The sequence below is a fragment of the Alcanivorax profundi genome (genome assembly GCF_003597125.1).
Taxonomy (GTDB): domain Bacteria; phylum Pseudomonadota; class Gammaproteobacteria; order Pseudomonadales; family Alcanivoracaceae; genus Alcanivorax; species Alcanivorax profundi.
On record NZ_QYYA01000001.1, the window covers coordinates 1,065,034 to 1,079,908 of the forward strand.

A 14,875-nucleotide genomic window follows, 5' to 3' on the forward strand; every position below is an offset into this window, starting at 1 on the left:
CGCTCGGCCTCAGGCCTGACCCAGCTCGCGGATATCCACGAAATGACCGGCCACGGCTGCCGCTGCCGCCATAGCTGGACTCACCAGATGGGTACGACCCCCGTTACCCTGGCGACCTTCGAAATTCCGGTTAGACGTTGAGGCGCAGTGCTCGCCCGCCTCCAGACGGTCCGGATTCATCGCCAGACACATGGAACAACCGGGCTCACGCCACTCGAAGCCGGCTTCAACAAAGATTTTGTCGAGCCCCTCCTTCTCGGCCTGCTGCTTGACCAGACCCGAGCCGGGCACCACCAGCACCTGCTTGACAGAGTCCGCCTTGTGGCGTCCTTTGGCCACCTCGGCAGCGGCACGCAGGTCTTCAATGCGGGAATTGGTACAGGAGCCGATGAACACCCGGTCCACCTTGATATCGGTGACCGGCATGCCAGGTTTCAGCCCCATGTATTCGTAGGCACGCAACATCCCTGAACGCTTGACTTCATCGCTCTCGGTGGCAGGATCGGGCAAGTTCGCATCCACAGAAATCACCATTTCCGGGCTGGTGCCCCAGGAGACCTGCGGGCGAATATCCGCTGCATTGATGGTGATATCTTCATCAAACACCGCATCCGCATCAGACACCAGAGTGCGCCAGTAAGCTGCCGCCTTGTCCCAGTCTGCCTCCTTGGGAGCAAACGGGCGGCCTTTCACGTAGTCGATGGTCACATCGTCCACGGCCACCATGCCTGCACGGGCACCAGCTTCGATGGACATATTGCAGATAGTCATACGGCCTTCCATGGACAAGCCACGAATCGCGCTACCGGCAAATTCCAGCGCATAGCCTGTGCCGCCGGCGGTACCGATAACACCGATAATGTGCAGCACCACATCCTTGGCGGTCACGCCTGGACCGAGATCACCTTCGACACTGACGCGCATGTTCTTCATTTTCTTGGCCACCAGCGTTTGGGTCGCCAGTACATGCTCTACCTCACTGGTACCAATACCATGAGCCAGACACGCCAGTGCACCATTGGTCGAGGTGTGGGAGTCGCCACACACTACCGTCATGCCTGGCACCACTGCACCCTGCTCCGGCGCCATCACGTGAACGATACCCTGACGCACATCACCAATACCGAATTCAGTAATGCCAAACTCTTTGGTATTGTCCTGCAACGTCTGTACTTGAATACGGGACGTTTCGTCCTCAATCTCGGCAGCGGACTTGAAGGGCGTGGTGGGTACGTTATGGTCGATAGTCGCCACGCTGGCGTTGATTCGCCATGGTTTTCGGCCTGCCATACGCAACCCCTCAAACGCCTGCGGCGAGGTCACCTCATGGATGATCTGGCGATCGATATAAATTAGTGCAGAACCATCCTCACGCTCCGTCACGAGGTGGGCGTTCCACAGCTTGTCATAGAGAGTCTTACCGGCCATTACATTCTCCCTTGGCCCGAATAAGGCCACCACTGGCTGAGACCATAAAATACGCTGGTCTATCACTGGTGAATAATGTAGGGTTCGCTGACCAATAAATCCAATTCATATTTTTCATTTTTAAGATAACCAATTATTATCAACATCAGAGACCAATCAGGATCCCTGGGAATGATAGACACGCCGACCCTCACCGCCTTTATGGCAGTTGCCGAAACGGGCTCTTTCTCGGCAGCCGCCGAGCGCCTCTTCATCACGCAACCCGCCATCAGCAAGCGCATCGCCTTGCTCGAGCAACAGCTGGACGCTCGCCTGTTTGACCGGGTCGGACGCCAAATCAAGCTCACCGAGGCGGGCAATGCCCTGATGCCACGAGCCCGCCAGGTCCTGATGGATGTGGAAGACATGGCCCGTGCTATCCACGACCTGTCTGGCGAGGTGTCAGGCAAGTTGCGGATAGGCACCAGCCACCATATCGGCCTGCACCGGCTGCCCCCCGTGCTGCGACAGTTTTCCCGTGATTACCCCAAAGTCACTCTGGACATCCATTTCATAGACTCAGAAGAAGCCTGGGAAGGTGTTTTGCACGGCGAACTGGAGATGGGCGTGGTCACCCTGCCACCACAACCGGATAACCGACTGCAAAGCGATGTGATTTGGACCGATCCTCTGGTGTTCATGTGCGCGCCAGAGCATCCGCTGGCCAGGCAAGAACATCTGACACTGGAAGCCCTGACAGGCCACAGTGCAATCCTTCCCTCACCGGTCACATTCACCCGCGGGATCGTGGAAAAACTGTTTAACGAGCATAACCTGAAGCTGGATATCGCCATGTCGACCAACTATCTGGAGACCATCCACATGATGGTTTCCATCGGGCTTGGGTGGAGCGTCCTGCCCGCGACCATGGTAGATCAGAGTGTCGTCCAACTGCCGGTGGAAGCCCCGCTACCTGAAAGGGAACTGGGTGTGGTCACTCACCCGGCCCGCAGTCAATCCAATGCGGCGAAGGCTTTTTTGAAGGCTCTGCGACAGGCCTGAGGGCCCACCACAACATCGCTGGGCTGCCCCGGAGCCTCAAGATCAACGACCAGGGGAGTCCCGCGGCTCACAGCAAGGCTACGCTTTTTCCCTGGCAGCAACTCCCACCCATAGAAGGATCGCTGCCAACAACGCAATCGTTGAGCTCGCAAAGAACAGCAGACTTCCCCACTCTTGCCACAGCAGCCCGGATACGCCCGCCCCCACCGCCCAACCAGCTCCAAAACCGAGACTGGAATACAGTGCTTGACCTTGCCCAGCCAGAGCCGCCCCAAACTGGCGATGCACCCAGGCAATACTGGCAGCGTGAAAACTTCCAAATGACGCAGCATGCAGCAGCTGCGCAGCGCCCAGTAGCCAGAGGTTATCGGCCGCGATGCCAATCAAGCTCCATCGCAGAGCCGCCAAAACCAAACTACCGGTCAAAATCCAGGGAATCGTAAAACGTCGCATCAAGCGATGCATCCCCAGGAAAATCGCCACTTCAGCCACCACGCCGAGCGACCACAGTATTCCGACAACAAACTTGCTGAACCCCAACCCTTCGAGATAAATACTGTAGAAGGTGTAATAAGGGCCATGCGACATCTGCATCAAAAACGACGCAAGAAGAAACAGGGAGACAGCGGGGCGCTTCAGAATCAACCAGACAGACTCACCATGAACTCGAGCCTTCGGGTCAGAGACTTTACCTTGAGGCAAGGTAAGTGTTCCAAGCCACAGCAGCCATAGCAGTGCGCACAAGACCCAAGGCAGAAGCCCAGCCCCCAAACGGTCAAGCACTTCTCCCAACACCAGCACTGCTACAATGAACCCGACAGACCCCCATAAACGCACATGACTGTAGCGGTGGGCCTGTGGGCCGAGGGCCTGCAAGGTCAGGACTTCAAACTGTGCGAGTACCGCATTCCAGAAAAAGCTGAACGACACCAATAGCGCCGCCATCCCCCAGAACGAATCCACCCAGAAAACGGGTAAGAAAGCGATCGCAGCAAGCAGGTTCCCGGCACGAATAATTCGCAAGCGCTTGCCAGAATGGTCTGCCAGCCAGCCCCACAGATTCGGAGCACCAATTTTGGTGAGTTGAGGAATGGCCATCAGGGCACCGATAGCTACCGCACTGAACCCCAACTGTTTCAGGTACAGCGACCAGTACGGTACCAAGGTACCCAATAGACCAAAATAGAAAAAATAGAACCCGGACAATCGCCAGTAATACGGTAGCGGCGATGCCCTCTCAGTGAGAGGGCCGGGTGTCACGCCTGCCCCGGAATGGGCGCCAACGGCAGCTCAACATCCGCGTTTTGGCCGCGATGACGCAGATAGTGATCCATCAGCACCAACGCCAACATGGCTTCAGCAATAGGGGTAGCTCGCACCCCCACACAAGGGTCATGGCGCCCTTTGGTCACCACTTCTGCAGCCTGGCCATCCAGGCCGATGCTCTTGCCTGGAATCAGGATGCTGGAGGTTGGCTTGAGCGCCATGGCAACCCGGATGGTCTGACCAGAACTGATTCCACCAAGGACGCCACCGGCATGATTGCTGAGGAAGCCCTCCGGGGTCATTTCATCACGATGCTGTTCTCCGCGCTGATTGACGACCGCAAAGCCATCACCCACTTCCACCCCTTTTACGGCGTTAATCGACATCATGGCTTTGGCAAGATCTGCATCAATGCGATCGAACACTGGCTCCCCCCAACCCGGCGGGACGCCGTCAGCAAAGACTTCTACCCGAGCGCCGATAGAGGAACCGTCCTTGCGCAGCTCGTTGATCAGAGCTTCCAGCGCAGGAACCTTCTCCGCATCCGGGAAAAAGAAGGGATTGCTGTTTACTTGCGACCAATCAAAGCGCTCGGCTTTCACATCACCTATCTGGGTACAGCCACCATAAAGCCGAATACCCAGACGCTGCTCGAGAAATTTACGGGCAATGGCACCAGCGGCCACCCGCATGGCCGTTTCACGGGCAGATGAACGCCCTCCACCGCGATAATCGCGGAACCCGTATTTTTGGGTGTAGGTGTAATCTGCATGGCCAGGGCGGAAAGTCCCGGCGATATTCGAATAGTCCTTGGACTTCTGGTCAGTATTTTCTATCAACAACCCAATAGAAGTCCCCGTCGTCTTGCCTTCAAAAACGCCGGACAGAATTTTTACCTGATCTGGTTCACGGCGCTGGGTGGTATAGCGGCTGGTACCTGGTTTGCGACGATCCAACTCTACTTGCAGATCCTCTTCACTGATTTCCAGCCCTGGCGGACAGCCATCCACGATGGCCCCCAGCGCCAAGCCATGACTCTCTCCAAAGGTCGTGATGCGAAAATGCTCACCAAAACTGTTGCCGGACATGCGACTTCCTTAATTTATGCAATAACTGCTGCCAACCGATGCAAGGCTGGCGGCCAACAAGCCCCAATCTTTCAGGGATCAGGCCTGCGCGCTAAATACGTGCCGATATTCTAGCAGTTGTTGACGGGTTAACATGAATACTCCATGCCCGCCACGCTCGAACTCAAACCAGAAGAACGGCACTTGTGGCCACTCCAGCATCATGGCTTCATCGCTATTACCCACTTCCACCACAAGCACCCCCTGTTCTGTCAGATGCTCCGGCGCCTCACGAAGCAAGCGTCGGGTAAAATCGAGGCCGTCTTCCCCGGAAGCCAGTGCCAGCGCCGGCTCATGGCGGTATTCACCCGGAAGGTTGGCCATATCAAGGGCATCCACATAAGGCGGGTTGGATACGATCAGGTCATAAGGGCCCTGTACTGCACTCAAGCCATCCGAGCAAATTGGCTGCACCTGCCCCTCCATGCCGTGACGGGCGATATTCTCTTCAAACACCGCCAATGCCTCTTCACTGATATCACTGCCATCAACCCGGGCATGCTCGAAGGCATAAGCACAGGCGATAGCAATACAGCCGCTACCGGTGCACAAATCCAGTACAGAATGCACCTGCTCCGGGTCCAGCCAAGGGACGAATGACGCTTCAATCAGCTCCGCCAATGGTGAGCGAGGAATCAGCACCCGCTCATCCACCATAAAGGGCAGCCCGCAGAACCAGGCCTCACCAGTAAGATAAGGTACTGGCACCTTCTGGTTAACCCGTTTCACCAACAGTGCCAGATAGTCACGCACCTCAGAGGGCAGCAAACGTGAATCCAGGATGCGGGGGTCGGCATTCACGGGTAAGTGGAGTACCTTCATCAGAAGCGCGAGGGCTTCGTCCCATGGGTCATCGGTCCCATGGCCCAAAAAGACCTCCCCGGCACGCAGCCGAGTTTCACCGAAGCGCAGGCAATCGCGCACTGTGCGCAGTGTTTCACCAGCTTCATGGATGAGTTCGCTACTAATCACCCGCAATCCTCCCGTTAACAGGCGCCGAAGATTAGCACAGAATCAAGCATGAACGCCTGCCGGACCTACAAAAGGATAGCCATGAAAAGCGCAGCCAGAGTCTATCAGGACGGCCCCTTCGTCATGGTAGATATCAAAAACGATACCCAGGTAGACATGGCACTGGAATTGTCCATTTACCGACAACGACTCGCCCTGTACAAGCGTCACCAACAGCGCAAACAGCTGGCTATTTACGTTGGGCGTATCCAGGGGCTGGATTTCAATGCCAGCCGATACGCCTGCGGAAAGGACTTTGCCGGGATCACAGAGGCCAAGGTGCTGGTACTGCAGAATGTCCTGAATCGTACCTACGCCAACATGATGCTAAAAATGAATCAGCCTCAATTCCCGGTTTACATTTGTGACTCGGTCAAGCAGGCTCAGCACCTCCTTATGGAAAAACACCCACCGGAGCCCCTGTGAGCCACACCATCTGGTTACTCAAAACCGAGCCCGATTCATTCAGCATCGAGGATCTGGAAAAGTCACCGAAGGGCACCACCGGCTGGGATGGCGTCCGCAACTTTCAGGCCCGCAACCGCATCCGCGACGAGATGAAGATTGGTGATAGCGTGCTGATCTATCATTCAAGTTGCGCCAAGCCTGCCATCGTCGGTGAAGCGCGGGTCACCCGTGCCCCCTATCCGGATCCAAGCCAGTTTCTGCCTGACCATCCGGGTTTCGATGCCCGCAGCACACAGAGCAGCCCACGCTGGTATCAAGTCGATATCACCTTCAGAACACGCTACGCCAATCCGGTCTACCTGAAACAGCTCAAGGTGAATCCCGAGTTTGCAGATATGGAGCTGGTAGTGAGACCGCGTTTGTCTGTGCAGAAACTGACCGACAGGCAATACCAGCTGGTACAGGTACTGTGCCAGCCCATGGATGTCACAGCATAGCGCATAACGCTGCACCCTATTTTTCCGGGGCACCACATTGGTGCCCCAATTAGTAATGAAGAACTAAACTCCTTCCACATTTCCTGTAATTTTGTGTCTGGCACAGCCGTTGCAGTTGCCCTCCTCGTCCAACAACTACGAATAGGGTTCAATCTATGCGAGTGCAATGCAAACACGGCCTTGCCCTACTGCTTCTGCCCGGACTTGCCCAGGCCGATCCGCTAACCGCTACCGACACGATATGGATCGCCATCGCCGCCGCCCTGGTGTTTTTCATGCAGGCAGGCTTTGCACTACTGGAGAGCGGCCTGAGCCGGGCCAAGAACTCCCTCAACGTGGTAATGAAGAATTACATGGATCTCTGTGTAGGTACGCTGGTGTTCTGGGCACTGGGCTATGGCCTGATGTTCGGCAGCAGCAGCACCGGCTGGTTTGGCGAGGATGGCTTCATGCTCAGCCAGGCAGATGGGTCCACCTGGGCAATGCTGTTGTTCCAGATCATGTTCGCTGCCACCGCGGCCACTATTGCCTCTGGCGCCATGGCTGAGCGTACTCGCTATGCAGGCTATCTTTGCGGGGCCGTTGTCATTACCGGAGTAATTTACCCGCTTTATGGACATTGGGCCTGGAACAGCAATGGCTGGTTGGCGGAACTCGGGTTCATTGATTTTGCGGGCTCCACGGTGGTCCACAGCATTGGCGGCTGGTGCGCGTTGGCGGGTGTCCTGGTGCTGGGGCCACGGCTTGGGCGCTTCGACAAGAACGGCAAACCCCGAGACTTGCCTGGCCACAACCTGTCCTATGTTGCGCTGGGCGGCTTTATTCTCTGGTTCGGCTGGTTCGGCTTCAATGGCGGCTCCACGCTCTCGGCCAGCATAGACATTGCCCGCGTCAACCTGAATACACAGCTGGCCGCGGCTGCAGGCGCGGTGGGCAGCACGCTATACCGCATGCTCAGCCGCCGTCCGGTACTACTCACCGAAACCGTCAACGGTAGCCTGGCGGGGCTGGTCGCCGTCACCGCTGGATGTGCCGTGATGTCACCCGGCTTTGCGGTGCTTACAGGACTTGTCGCCGGCGCCCTTGCGGCATTAGGCGCACGACTGATGCTAAGCATGCGTCTCGATGATGTGGTTGGCGCTGTTCCAGTTCATGCCTTTGCCGGCGCCTGGGGGACGCTGGCCGCGGGCCTGTTCTATGAAGGTGACTTGTTCAACCCCGAACGCATCACCGTCCAATTGCTGGGAATTGTGGTGGCCTTCTGCTGGGCTTTCTTCGCTGCTCTGATCATGTATCTCGCTGTCTCAGTAATCGCCGGGTTACGCGCCCCGGCCCTACATGAACAGCGAGGTCTTGACCTGAGCGAGCACGCCGAAACCGGCTACCCCGAATTTCCCCAGAACTCCCTGTATGACGCCAGCATGACCCGCACCGTGGAGAACCGTCCATGAGCCAGGAGCTACAGCGCCGCCGGCGCGCCATCGTCACAGGGCTTACCCCTTACATGAACGAAACACTACTCATGGAAGCCGTCAGCCACTGGCAGCAGCATTACGCAGAGCGCCCGCGTTTTAGTCTTCAAGGCTTTGTCAGTGATTTGTGTGGCCTGTTTGATCTCGGCGAGCGACGACACCAGATTCATATGAGCCTCGTGCAGGCCATGACCCTCTCAGAGAAGGAATTGGCCAACGATCCGTTTGCCGAGCAAGGTCAGGGGGCGGATCATCATCCCTGCACACTGGCTTTCCAGGTACTCATGGAAAGCCTGATCTCACAAATGGATGGCCAAACCGGCAACCAATTCAGGCTGGACCTCACCGCTCAATTGCGGAGCAAAAATACAAGCGCCGAGACCAGACTGACCCTCGAATACTGGCTCCAGAACCCCAACCGCCCATTGGCCGGCCTGCCACTGGCCAGCCTCAGGCAGCAACTTAACAATGCCTATGTGATCCTCTGCGAGCGTCTTGGTCCCGTGGATGCTGACCGAATGTTACGCGATGCATACCAGATGGCTGGCAACAAAGTTTCTTCAAGAGAGGCTCTGGCATCGCTTATGTAGGCACAATCCCTCCAGAGAACAACCCGCTCATCTCACAACAACACAACGATGAGCCATCCCACTGTTACCGGGCCTGATATCCGTTACTCTTGGGTACATGTCCGGATGACAGGGGGAAAGCATGAAGCTACATCACCAGATTTTTCTTGCCATGCTGATTGGCGCAGCACTGGGCGCGATCACTCAGGAACAGAGCACCCTGTTAGGTGTGCCGGTACTGGCCAGCTATGATCTGGTCGGCACCCTGTTTATCAATGCACTCAAGATGGTAGTGGTTCCGCTCATCGTTACTGCCATCATAAGCGGCATGGTCGGCGTGGGGGGCGGAAAGAACCTGGGACGCATGGGCATGAAGACCGTGGGGTTGTACATGATGACTACTCTGGTCGCTGTACTCACCGGTTTGCTGCTGGTTAACCTGTTCACCCCCGGGATCATCGACGGTGAGCCGGCGAAAGACCTGCTGGGGCTCGCCCGTGACACCGGCACCGTCCTGGAAAAGATCGAAGGCCGTGGAGCCGGAGACTTTACCGCCATCCTGCTACAGATGCTGCCACCCAACCTGGTGCAAGCCGCCGCCAATGGCCAGATGCTGGGCCTGATCGTCTTCGCCCTGCTGTTCGGTTTCTATCTGCGAACGGAAGAAGGCCCTGCCGGAGAAAGCCTTCGCAACATGATCGATGGCATTTACCAAGTGGTCATGCGCATCACCATGCTGATTATTCGCTTCACTCCGCTTGGGGTCATGGCGCTAATCGCCGCGACAGTAACCCGCACAGGCCTGGATGCCATTGAGCCACTGGCCTGGTTTTTCCTGTGCGCGGTCATCGCGCTGGCGGTCCATGCCTTCGTCTTTATGCCCGCTCTGATCTTGCTGATGGCACGGCGCTCCCCGCTGCGCCATCTTCAGGCCATGACTCCCGCCCTGTTGACCGCATTCTCCTCGGCCAGCTCGGCAGCCACCCTGCCACTGACCATGGAGTGCGTGCAAAAACGCTCGGGAGTATCACGCCGAACCAGCAGCTTTGTGCTTCCCCTCGGAGCCACCGTAAACATGGACGGTACAGCACTCTACGAATGCGTCGCAGCCATGTTCATTGCCCAGGCATACGGCCTCGAGCTGTCCATGGCAACCCAGTTCATGATCGTGATAACAGCCCTGCTGACGTCAATTGGCGTGGCCAGCATTCCCGCAGCCTCTCTGGTTGCCATCACGGTCATTCTTGGGGCTATTGGCCTGCCAGCGGAAGCCATCGGACTTATACTGGTGACAGACAGGGTGCTGGACATGTGCCGCACGGCGGTAAACGTCTGGGGCGACAGCGTGGTAACCATACTGTTGGCCCGCAGTGAGGGTGAAGAGCGGGTATTGTCATTACCCGTAGATGAGATGGAAACGGCAGGGCCAGAAAAGGCAGAGGCCCGCACTGGGCCTTGAAACAGCCCCGTGTCAGCGTAACTGACACGGGGGCAAGGTTCAGGCGAAGTGGCGGTCGGCCGACAGTGCACGCTCAACGTCACGGTACAGCGCCACAGCAGCACTGCCGATAACGGGCACCATCACGGCAAAGGCCAGCAATGAAGCAAACACGGTTTCACTGTTCTGCGACAGACCCGCCATCAGTACAATGGCTGTGCTGACAGCCACAACCAGCGCGACCATATTCTTGTAGAGTTGCGGGTTTTTGAGAAGCTGCATGAAGAACGCCATTGGAGAACTCCTTAACAATGATTAGTGAACACATGTTAACATCAGGGATGACTATGTCAACACATGTTCACATTGTTTTGGAGCTCTCTTGAAACAAGCCCCTACCCTGCTGATTCACAACGCCTGCACCCCGCTCGGCAGCGCCATCGCCAGGCTGGCTTGTGAACATTACCGTGTTGCCCTGTTATGCCGGGACACACACAGAGGAGAAATCCTGTGTCGTGAAATGCATGCGGAGGGCAGAGAAGCGCTGGTACTGGAAATCCGGGACGGTCAGCCACGGGATTTTCAGCTGGCCGTAGAACGGGTATTGCGTCGCTGGCAACAGCTCGATGCCATCGTCAATCTGCCCGCCTCCCTCACCGTTGGCCCCTTTGAGGCCATGACACAGCAGCACTGGGAGTCTTTGTACCAGACTCAATTGATGGCCACCGTTAACCTGTGCCAGAGCGCAAACCCTGCCATGCGCGACCAGGAAGAAGGTCGCATTCTCAATGTCATCCATGAATATGGCCTTCTTCCCGGACCGCTATCCAGCGCTCAGGGAGCCATGGGCGCGGCCATTCGTGCGCTCGCAGACAGCCTGCACAGTGAGTGGCACTCTCTTGGCATCCATGTGGGCACTATGGTGATTCCGCCGAGCAGCGGCCAGCAATCCGGGCTCACAGCCAGTGATCCGCTGAGTGCCGCACGCTTCCGGCGGCAATTGGCGGCCAGCGATTTCAGTGAAAGGGAAGTTGCCGAAGACGTGATGAGCGCCCTGGCCCGTGAGGATGTGCTTAGCGTACCCACCCCTCGGATACGGCGGCAATGGCGCCAGAAACGCTGGTTTCGCAAACGCTGGGAGGCCTTAATGAAGGCCCGGGCAAAACGTTACCGTTAACCGAGCACTGTTTTATCGAGGCTCAGGAGCAACTTTGCACGTACCTCAGTGTCTGCCGATAATCTCCGGCCAGAGCATCATCCACCTTGGGGGCCAACAGCGAGACGAGCTTCTTCCCTACCAGAGGAACAGATGAACTCAGTGTGACCTCCGTACGCTGAATGGCGTGGTTCTCCCCATCGGCCTCAAGGACCATGCCACCTTCAACATTCATCGGCACACCGCCAAGCTGGAACCGGTAACGGGCCTGGTATCCGGAACTGTTATCTCCTCCAGCAGGGCGCCAGAGAAACTCGGTAACCAGCTCGCCCTGTTCCGGCACTAATCGACGAGCAAAGCCCGGGATCTTGTCCGTTTTGATCCGAACCGGCTGTGCAATACGGATCAACATCCCTTCGGGGGTTTCCTCAAAGGCATCAAACCGGTAATCATCAACGCCCCCCCAAGCAAAGCGTTGCTCGAAAAACGCCTTGCTGGTAATGATTTCATACAGTTTTTCAACGCTGACCGGATATTCCCGGTCGACTACCACTCTCATACTGTCTCCCGACCCGTGGATTCTCGTCGCATCAATTGCAGCAGCGGCATCAACTGGCGCTTAAGATCCGGCAATGCATTCACAACCACATGTTCCTTACCCGATTGAAGCAGTGCCAGCGCCTGTTCTACAGTGAGAACAGGGCGTGCATCAGGTTGTTGGCGCGCCTCATCCCCATCGGAGACGACGGCATTGGCACCACCGTTTCGGGCGTTCTTCATGTACTCCTCAAGCACCTTCCCTACCTGTCCCGGCGAGCTGTTACCCAGACTGGATGGGGTATGCACAGCAATATTCAACGGCAACCGTTGTGCTTTTCCTCGATGCTGAAATGCCAGTTTTTCACTGACTTTCATGGCCCGATCAACAAAGCGGAGTGCACCTTCTGCCCGCGCCGACGGTAATAGCACCGTAAACTGGGCCACGCTGCTGCGAGCCAGTGAGTCCTCTTTGCGCACTACACTTCTCAAAACCTGGGCAAGCTTCATCAGCACCATATCAGCGCGGCGTTTACCAAGCTGTACGAAAAGTTGATTGAATTGGTAAACCTCGATCTGCACAACAGATAGCGCCGTTTGCTGACGGGACGACAACGCCAATTCCTGCTTAAGGCGGTGTTGTAAATACCGGCGGTTGCCCAGGCGCGTGAGTGGATCAATCATGGCCTGTCGGGCCAACTCCTTACGCTCCTGCTGGTAATGGGAATGCGCCCGTGCGCGGGCCAGCAAGTCGGTCGAATTGAAGGGCTTACTGATGAAATCCGTACCGCCCAGACGCAACGCCTTGGTGCGGGCTTCTTCGTCGTTCTCGGCCCCGGTGACGATGATGACGGGCAGACCTGCTATGCCGTCGTCGTCGCTGGTACGAATTTTCTCCAGAAGCGCATAACCGTCCATTTCTGGCATAGCCAGATCGGAAAACACCACGCTGATAGCCGGGTTCTGGCTAATAATCGTCCAGGCCTGCAGACCGTCTTCAGCAACCTCAACCCGGAATTCCCCCCCAAGCATCTTGTCTGCTGCCAGTCGCATGACTTTGGAATCATCAACAAACAGCAACAGAGGCTTTTCTGTCTTATCCATGTAGCCCCATTTCCTTGTTCACCACGGCCAGCGCCCCTTTCGGACCAGGTTCACGTCCCCTGACATATTGATAAAGTCGAGAACGGCGCTGGCAATAATCCCCCCGGGCAATTGCCGGCAAATAATGAGCATTCAGCAAATGCCCTCGTCTTTCGGCCAGGCAGTATACTGTTCCAGCGGTACTGTCCAGATGCGACAGGATGCCAATCTGTGAAAGGTAATCGCGACCGTTGGCGAAATGCTCCACATAAGGCACGGTATGTCCCGCTGCCAGCGTCAACTGTGGATCCACTTCCAGGCTATCAGCCACTCCTCCAATGCAGTAAAGCTCAAGCTTTTTTACTAAATGACGCGTGCTCGGACTGCGAAGCAACTTGCGGACGATATAACTGGCAACAATGGCGCCCTGAGAATGACACACCAGCACTACCTGTTCGTTTCGTTCCAGCGCATCCACCAGCACATTCAGCGCAGGGCGAGACAACTTGCCGTCTTTACGCAGGGTACGAGCGGTGATCGACTCCGCCAGATCACGGACGATACCCCAGGTTGGCGTATGGATCAGGGTGACGGGGCGTCGGAATACCCGCGCGATTTCACTGGCATTGAGTAGAGCTACCGGTGCCGCAGTGCCCATACCATTGATGAAAAACCAACGGGTCGAGTGCTGCTCATGACGTATACGCGGTGGATAGCACACCAGGGTACCCTGGCTGATGGATTCGCGGGTGGCGGGGACAAGAAGCTGCGCCAATGACAGTGCGACTTCCCCAAAGCTGGCATAGGATCGGCGCGACAATTCAGAGCGAATGCCAGGCTCATCATCTCCCGGCATAAACATGGCGGGAATATCCCGCGCGTGGCTCAGTCCCAGCCGCACATCACGAAAAATGGCAGAACGGTTATCCACCAGCCGGCGTAGCCATTGTCGGGAACGGTGCCACATGCTTTCACCTGAGTAAGAGATGACTGACAGGCCAGAGCGGCAGCAGTCTAATACATTAGGCTTACATTACGTCGAATCGACGGCTATTACCAGCATGCGAACGGGACAAAAACAACAAACCAAATCTTGCTAAATCAACTAGTTGAGCTACACATCTCAAGCAACATTCAAGACGTGCCAACGACGAGGAGACTGCCTGCGGCACCAGTAACACAAGCATCCTGTCTTACCGACACTCGACAGGAAGCACTGAAAGGGGGAGCCCACGGAATCCTCTGTGCACATGACAGTGAGCCATGAACCAGAACCGAGATAAAAAAACAGGCCCGCCACCAACAGACAGCAGGCCTGACCAGGATCCAGCATCAGACGAAGTACATCAACAGCCACTCTGCCATCAGGGCAGGCTTGTCTTCGCCTTCGATTTCTACGACGAAATTGAACTTCAGCAGCCACTGACCTTCACGCTTTTCAGTAGCTTCCATCAGAGTCGCGACCGCACGAACACGCTTATCCACTTTCACCGGTGCCATAAAACGCAGTTTGTCGAAACCGTAATTCATGGCCATCTTCATGCCCTTGGGCATCAGGAATCCATCAATGGTGGCTTGCAGATACGGCAGCAAGGACAGTGTCAGATAACCATGGGCAATGGTGGTGCCGAAGGGGGTGTTCCTGGCCTGCTCCGGGTCCACGTGAATGAACTGATGGTCCAGGGTGGCATCGGCAAAGGCATTGATGCGATCCTGATCAATCTGGAACCATTCGGACGCGCCCAGTTCCTTCCCTACGTAGCTGGCCAGATCGGCAACCTCAACCACTTTCATGTGTTACTCCTCGAATACCGGTGTTTTTCACCAGCTTAACGAGCAGCC

The 14,875-nt window shown here is 56.4% G+C and carries 16 protein-coding genes; 7 read left to right on the forward strand and 9 right to left on the reverse strand.

The genetic code is table 11. From position 1 onward, the window contains the following. Positions 1–9: 9 nt before the first annotated feature. Positions 10–1,428, reverse strand: coding sequence for a 3-isopropylmalate dehydratase large subunit (gene leuC / locus D4A39_RS04945; RefSeq protein ID WP_119917602.1), 1,419 nt, complete (start codon positions 1,426–1,428; stop codon positions 10–12). Positions 1,429–1,599: 171 nt separating this feature from the next. On the opposite strand from leuC, the gene D4A39_RS04950 reads away from it, so the two are divergent. Continuing rightward, a complete protein-coding gene (locus tag D4A39_RS04950) occupies positions 1,600–2,469 on the forward strand; it encodes a LysR family transcriptional regulator (RefSeq protein ID WP_022986610.1) in 870 nt (289 codons plus the stop codon). 78 nt (positions 2,470–2,547) lie between these two features. On the opposite strand, the gene D4A39_RS04955 is transcribed toward D4A39_RS04950, so the two are convergent. The 3 genes from D4A39_RS04955 to prmB form a co-directional block, all read right to left on the reverse strand. Continuing rightward, entirely contained in the window at positions 2,548–3,729 is a 1,182-nt protein-coding gene (locus D4A39_RS04955; protein ID WP_035482639.1) for an MFS transporter, read from the reverse strand. Next, positions 3,726–4,823 (reverse strand): chorismate synthase, encoded by a 1,098-nt coding sequence (gene aroC / locus D4A39_RS04960; RefSeq protein ID WP_119917603.1) that lies wholly within the window; start codon positions 4,821–4,823, stop codon positions 3,726–3,728. The genes D4A39_RS04955 and aroC overlap by 4 nt, the downstream gene beginning before the upstream one ends. 78 nt (positions 4,824–4,901) lie before the next feature. Next, the gene (prmB, locus tag D4A39_RS04965; RefSeq protein ID WP_119917604.1) at positions 4,902–5,834 is read right to left on the reverse strand and encodes a 50S ribosomal protein L3 N(5)-glutamine methyltransferase; all 933 of its coding nucleotides are present in this window, start codon (positions 5,832–5,834) and stop codon (positions 4,902–4,904) included. Between the two features lie 81 nt (positions 5,835–5,915). Between prmB and D4A39_RS04970 the strand changes: the two genes are divergently transcribed. The 5 genes from D4A39_RS04970 to D4A39_RS04990 all read left to right on the forward strand — a co-directional run bounded on the left by D4A39_RS04970 (position 5,916) and on the right by D4A39_RS04990 (position 10,278). Continuing rightward, positions 5,916–6,299: a DUF7793 family protein gene (locus D4A39_RS04970; RefSeq protein WP_022986614.1), complete on the forward strand. Its 384-nt coding sequence runs from the start codon at positions 5,916–5,918 to the stop codon at positions 6,297–6,299. After that, positions 6,296–6,778: an EVE domain-containing protein gene (locus tag D4A39_RS04975; RefSeq protein WP_022986615.1), complete on the forward strand. Its 483-nt coding sequence runs from the start codon at positions 6,296–6,298 to the stop codon at positions 6,776–6,778. The genes D4A39_RS04970 and D4A39_RS04975 overlap by 4 nt, the downstream gene beginning before the upstream one ends. 155 nt (positions 6,779–6,933) lie before the next feature. Further along, entirely contained in the window at positions 6,934–8,229 is a 1,296-nt protein-coding gene (locus D4A39_RS04980; RefSeq protein WP_022986616.1) for an ammonium transporter, read from the forward strand. Next, positions 8,226–8,840 (forward strand): hypothetical protein, encoded by a 615-nt coding sequence (locus tag D4A39_RS04985; RefSeq protein WP_022986617.1) that lies wholly within the window; start codon positions 8,226–8,228, stop codon positions 8,838–8,840. The genes D4A39_RS04980 and D4A39_RS04985 overlap by 4 nt, the downstream gene beginning before the upstream one ends. Before the next feature lie 121 nt (positions 8,841–8,961). Further along, positions 8,962–10,278, forward strand: coding sequence for a dicarboxylate/amino acid:cation symporter (locus D4A39_RS04990; protein WP_119917605.1), 1,317 nt, complete (start codon positions 8,962–8,964; stop codon positions 10,276–10,278). Between the two features lie 39 nt (positions 10,279–10,317). On the opposite strand, the gene D4A39_RS04995 is transcribed toward D4A39_RS04990, so the two are convergent. Then, the gene (locus D4A39_RS04995) at positions 10,318–10,551 is read right to left on the reverse strand and encodes a hypothetical protein (protein ID WP_022986619.1); all 234 of its coding nucleotides are present in this window, start codon (positions 10,549–10,551) and stop codon (positions 10,318–10,320) included. 88 nt (positions 10,552–10,639) lie between these two features. Here D4A39_RS04995 and D4A39_RS05000 point away from each other — a divergent pair, with 88 nt between their 5' ends. Beyond that, entirely contained in the window at positions 10,640–11,434 is a 795-nt protein-coding gene (locus tag D4A39_RS05000) for an SDR family NAD(P)-dependent oxidoreductase (protein WP_158586919.1), read from the forward strand. Positions 11,435–11,456: 22 nt separating this feature from the next. Here D4A39_RS05000 and D4A39_RS05005 read toward each other — a convergent pair whose 3' ends face one another. The 4 genes from D4A39_RS05005 to D4A39_RS05020 all read right to left on the reverse strand — a co-directional run bounded on the left by D4A39_RS05005 (position 11,457) and on the right by D4A39_RS05020 (position 14,827). Further along, positions 11,457–11,972, reverse strand: coding sequence for a DUF2505 domain-containing protein (locus tag D4A39_RS05005; RefSeq protein ID WP_119917607.1), 516 nt, complete (start codon positions 11,970–11,972; stop codon positions 11,457–11,459). Then, a complete protein-coding gene (locus tag D4A39_RS05010; protein ID WP_022986622.1) occupies positions 11,969–13,054 on the reverse strand; it encodes a diguanylate cyclase domain-containing protein in 1,086 nt (361 codons plus the stop codon). The genes D4A39_RS05005 and D4A39_RS05010 overlap by 4 nt, the downstream gene beginning before the upstream one ends. Continuing rightward, complete coding sequence (locus D4A39_RS05015; protein WP_022986623.1) at positions 13,047–14,000, reverse strand: lipase family protein; 954 nt, start codon at positions 13,998–14,000, stop codon at positions 13,047–13,049. The genes D4A39_RS05010 and D4A39_RS05015 overlap by 8 nt, the downstream gene beginning before the upstream one ends. Before the next feature lie 365 nt (positions 14,001–14,365). Further along, entirely contained in the window at positions 14,366–14,827 is a 462-nt protein-coding gene (locus D4A39_RS05020) for a MaoC family dehydratase (protein WP_022986624.1), read from the reverse strand. Positions 14,828–14,875: the final 48 nt, after the last annotated feature.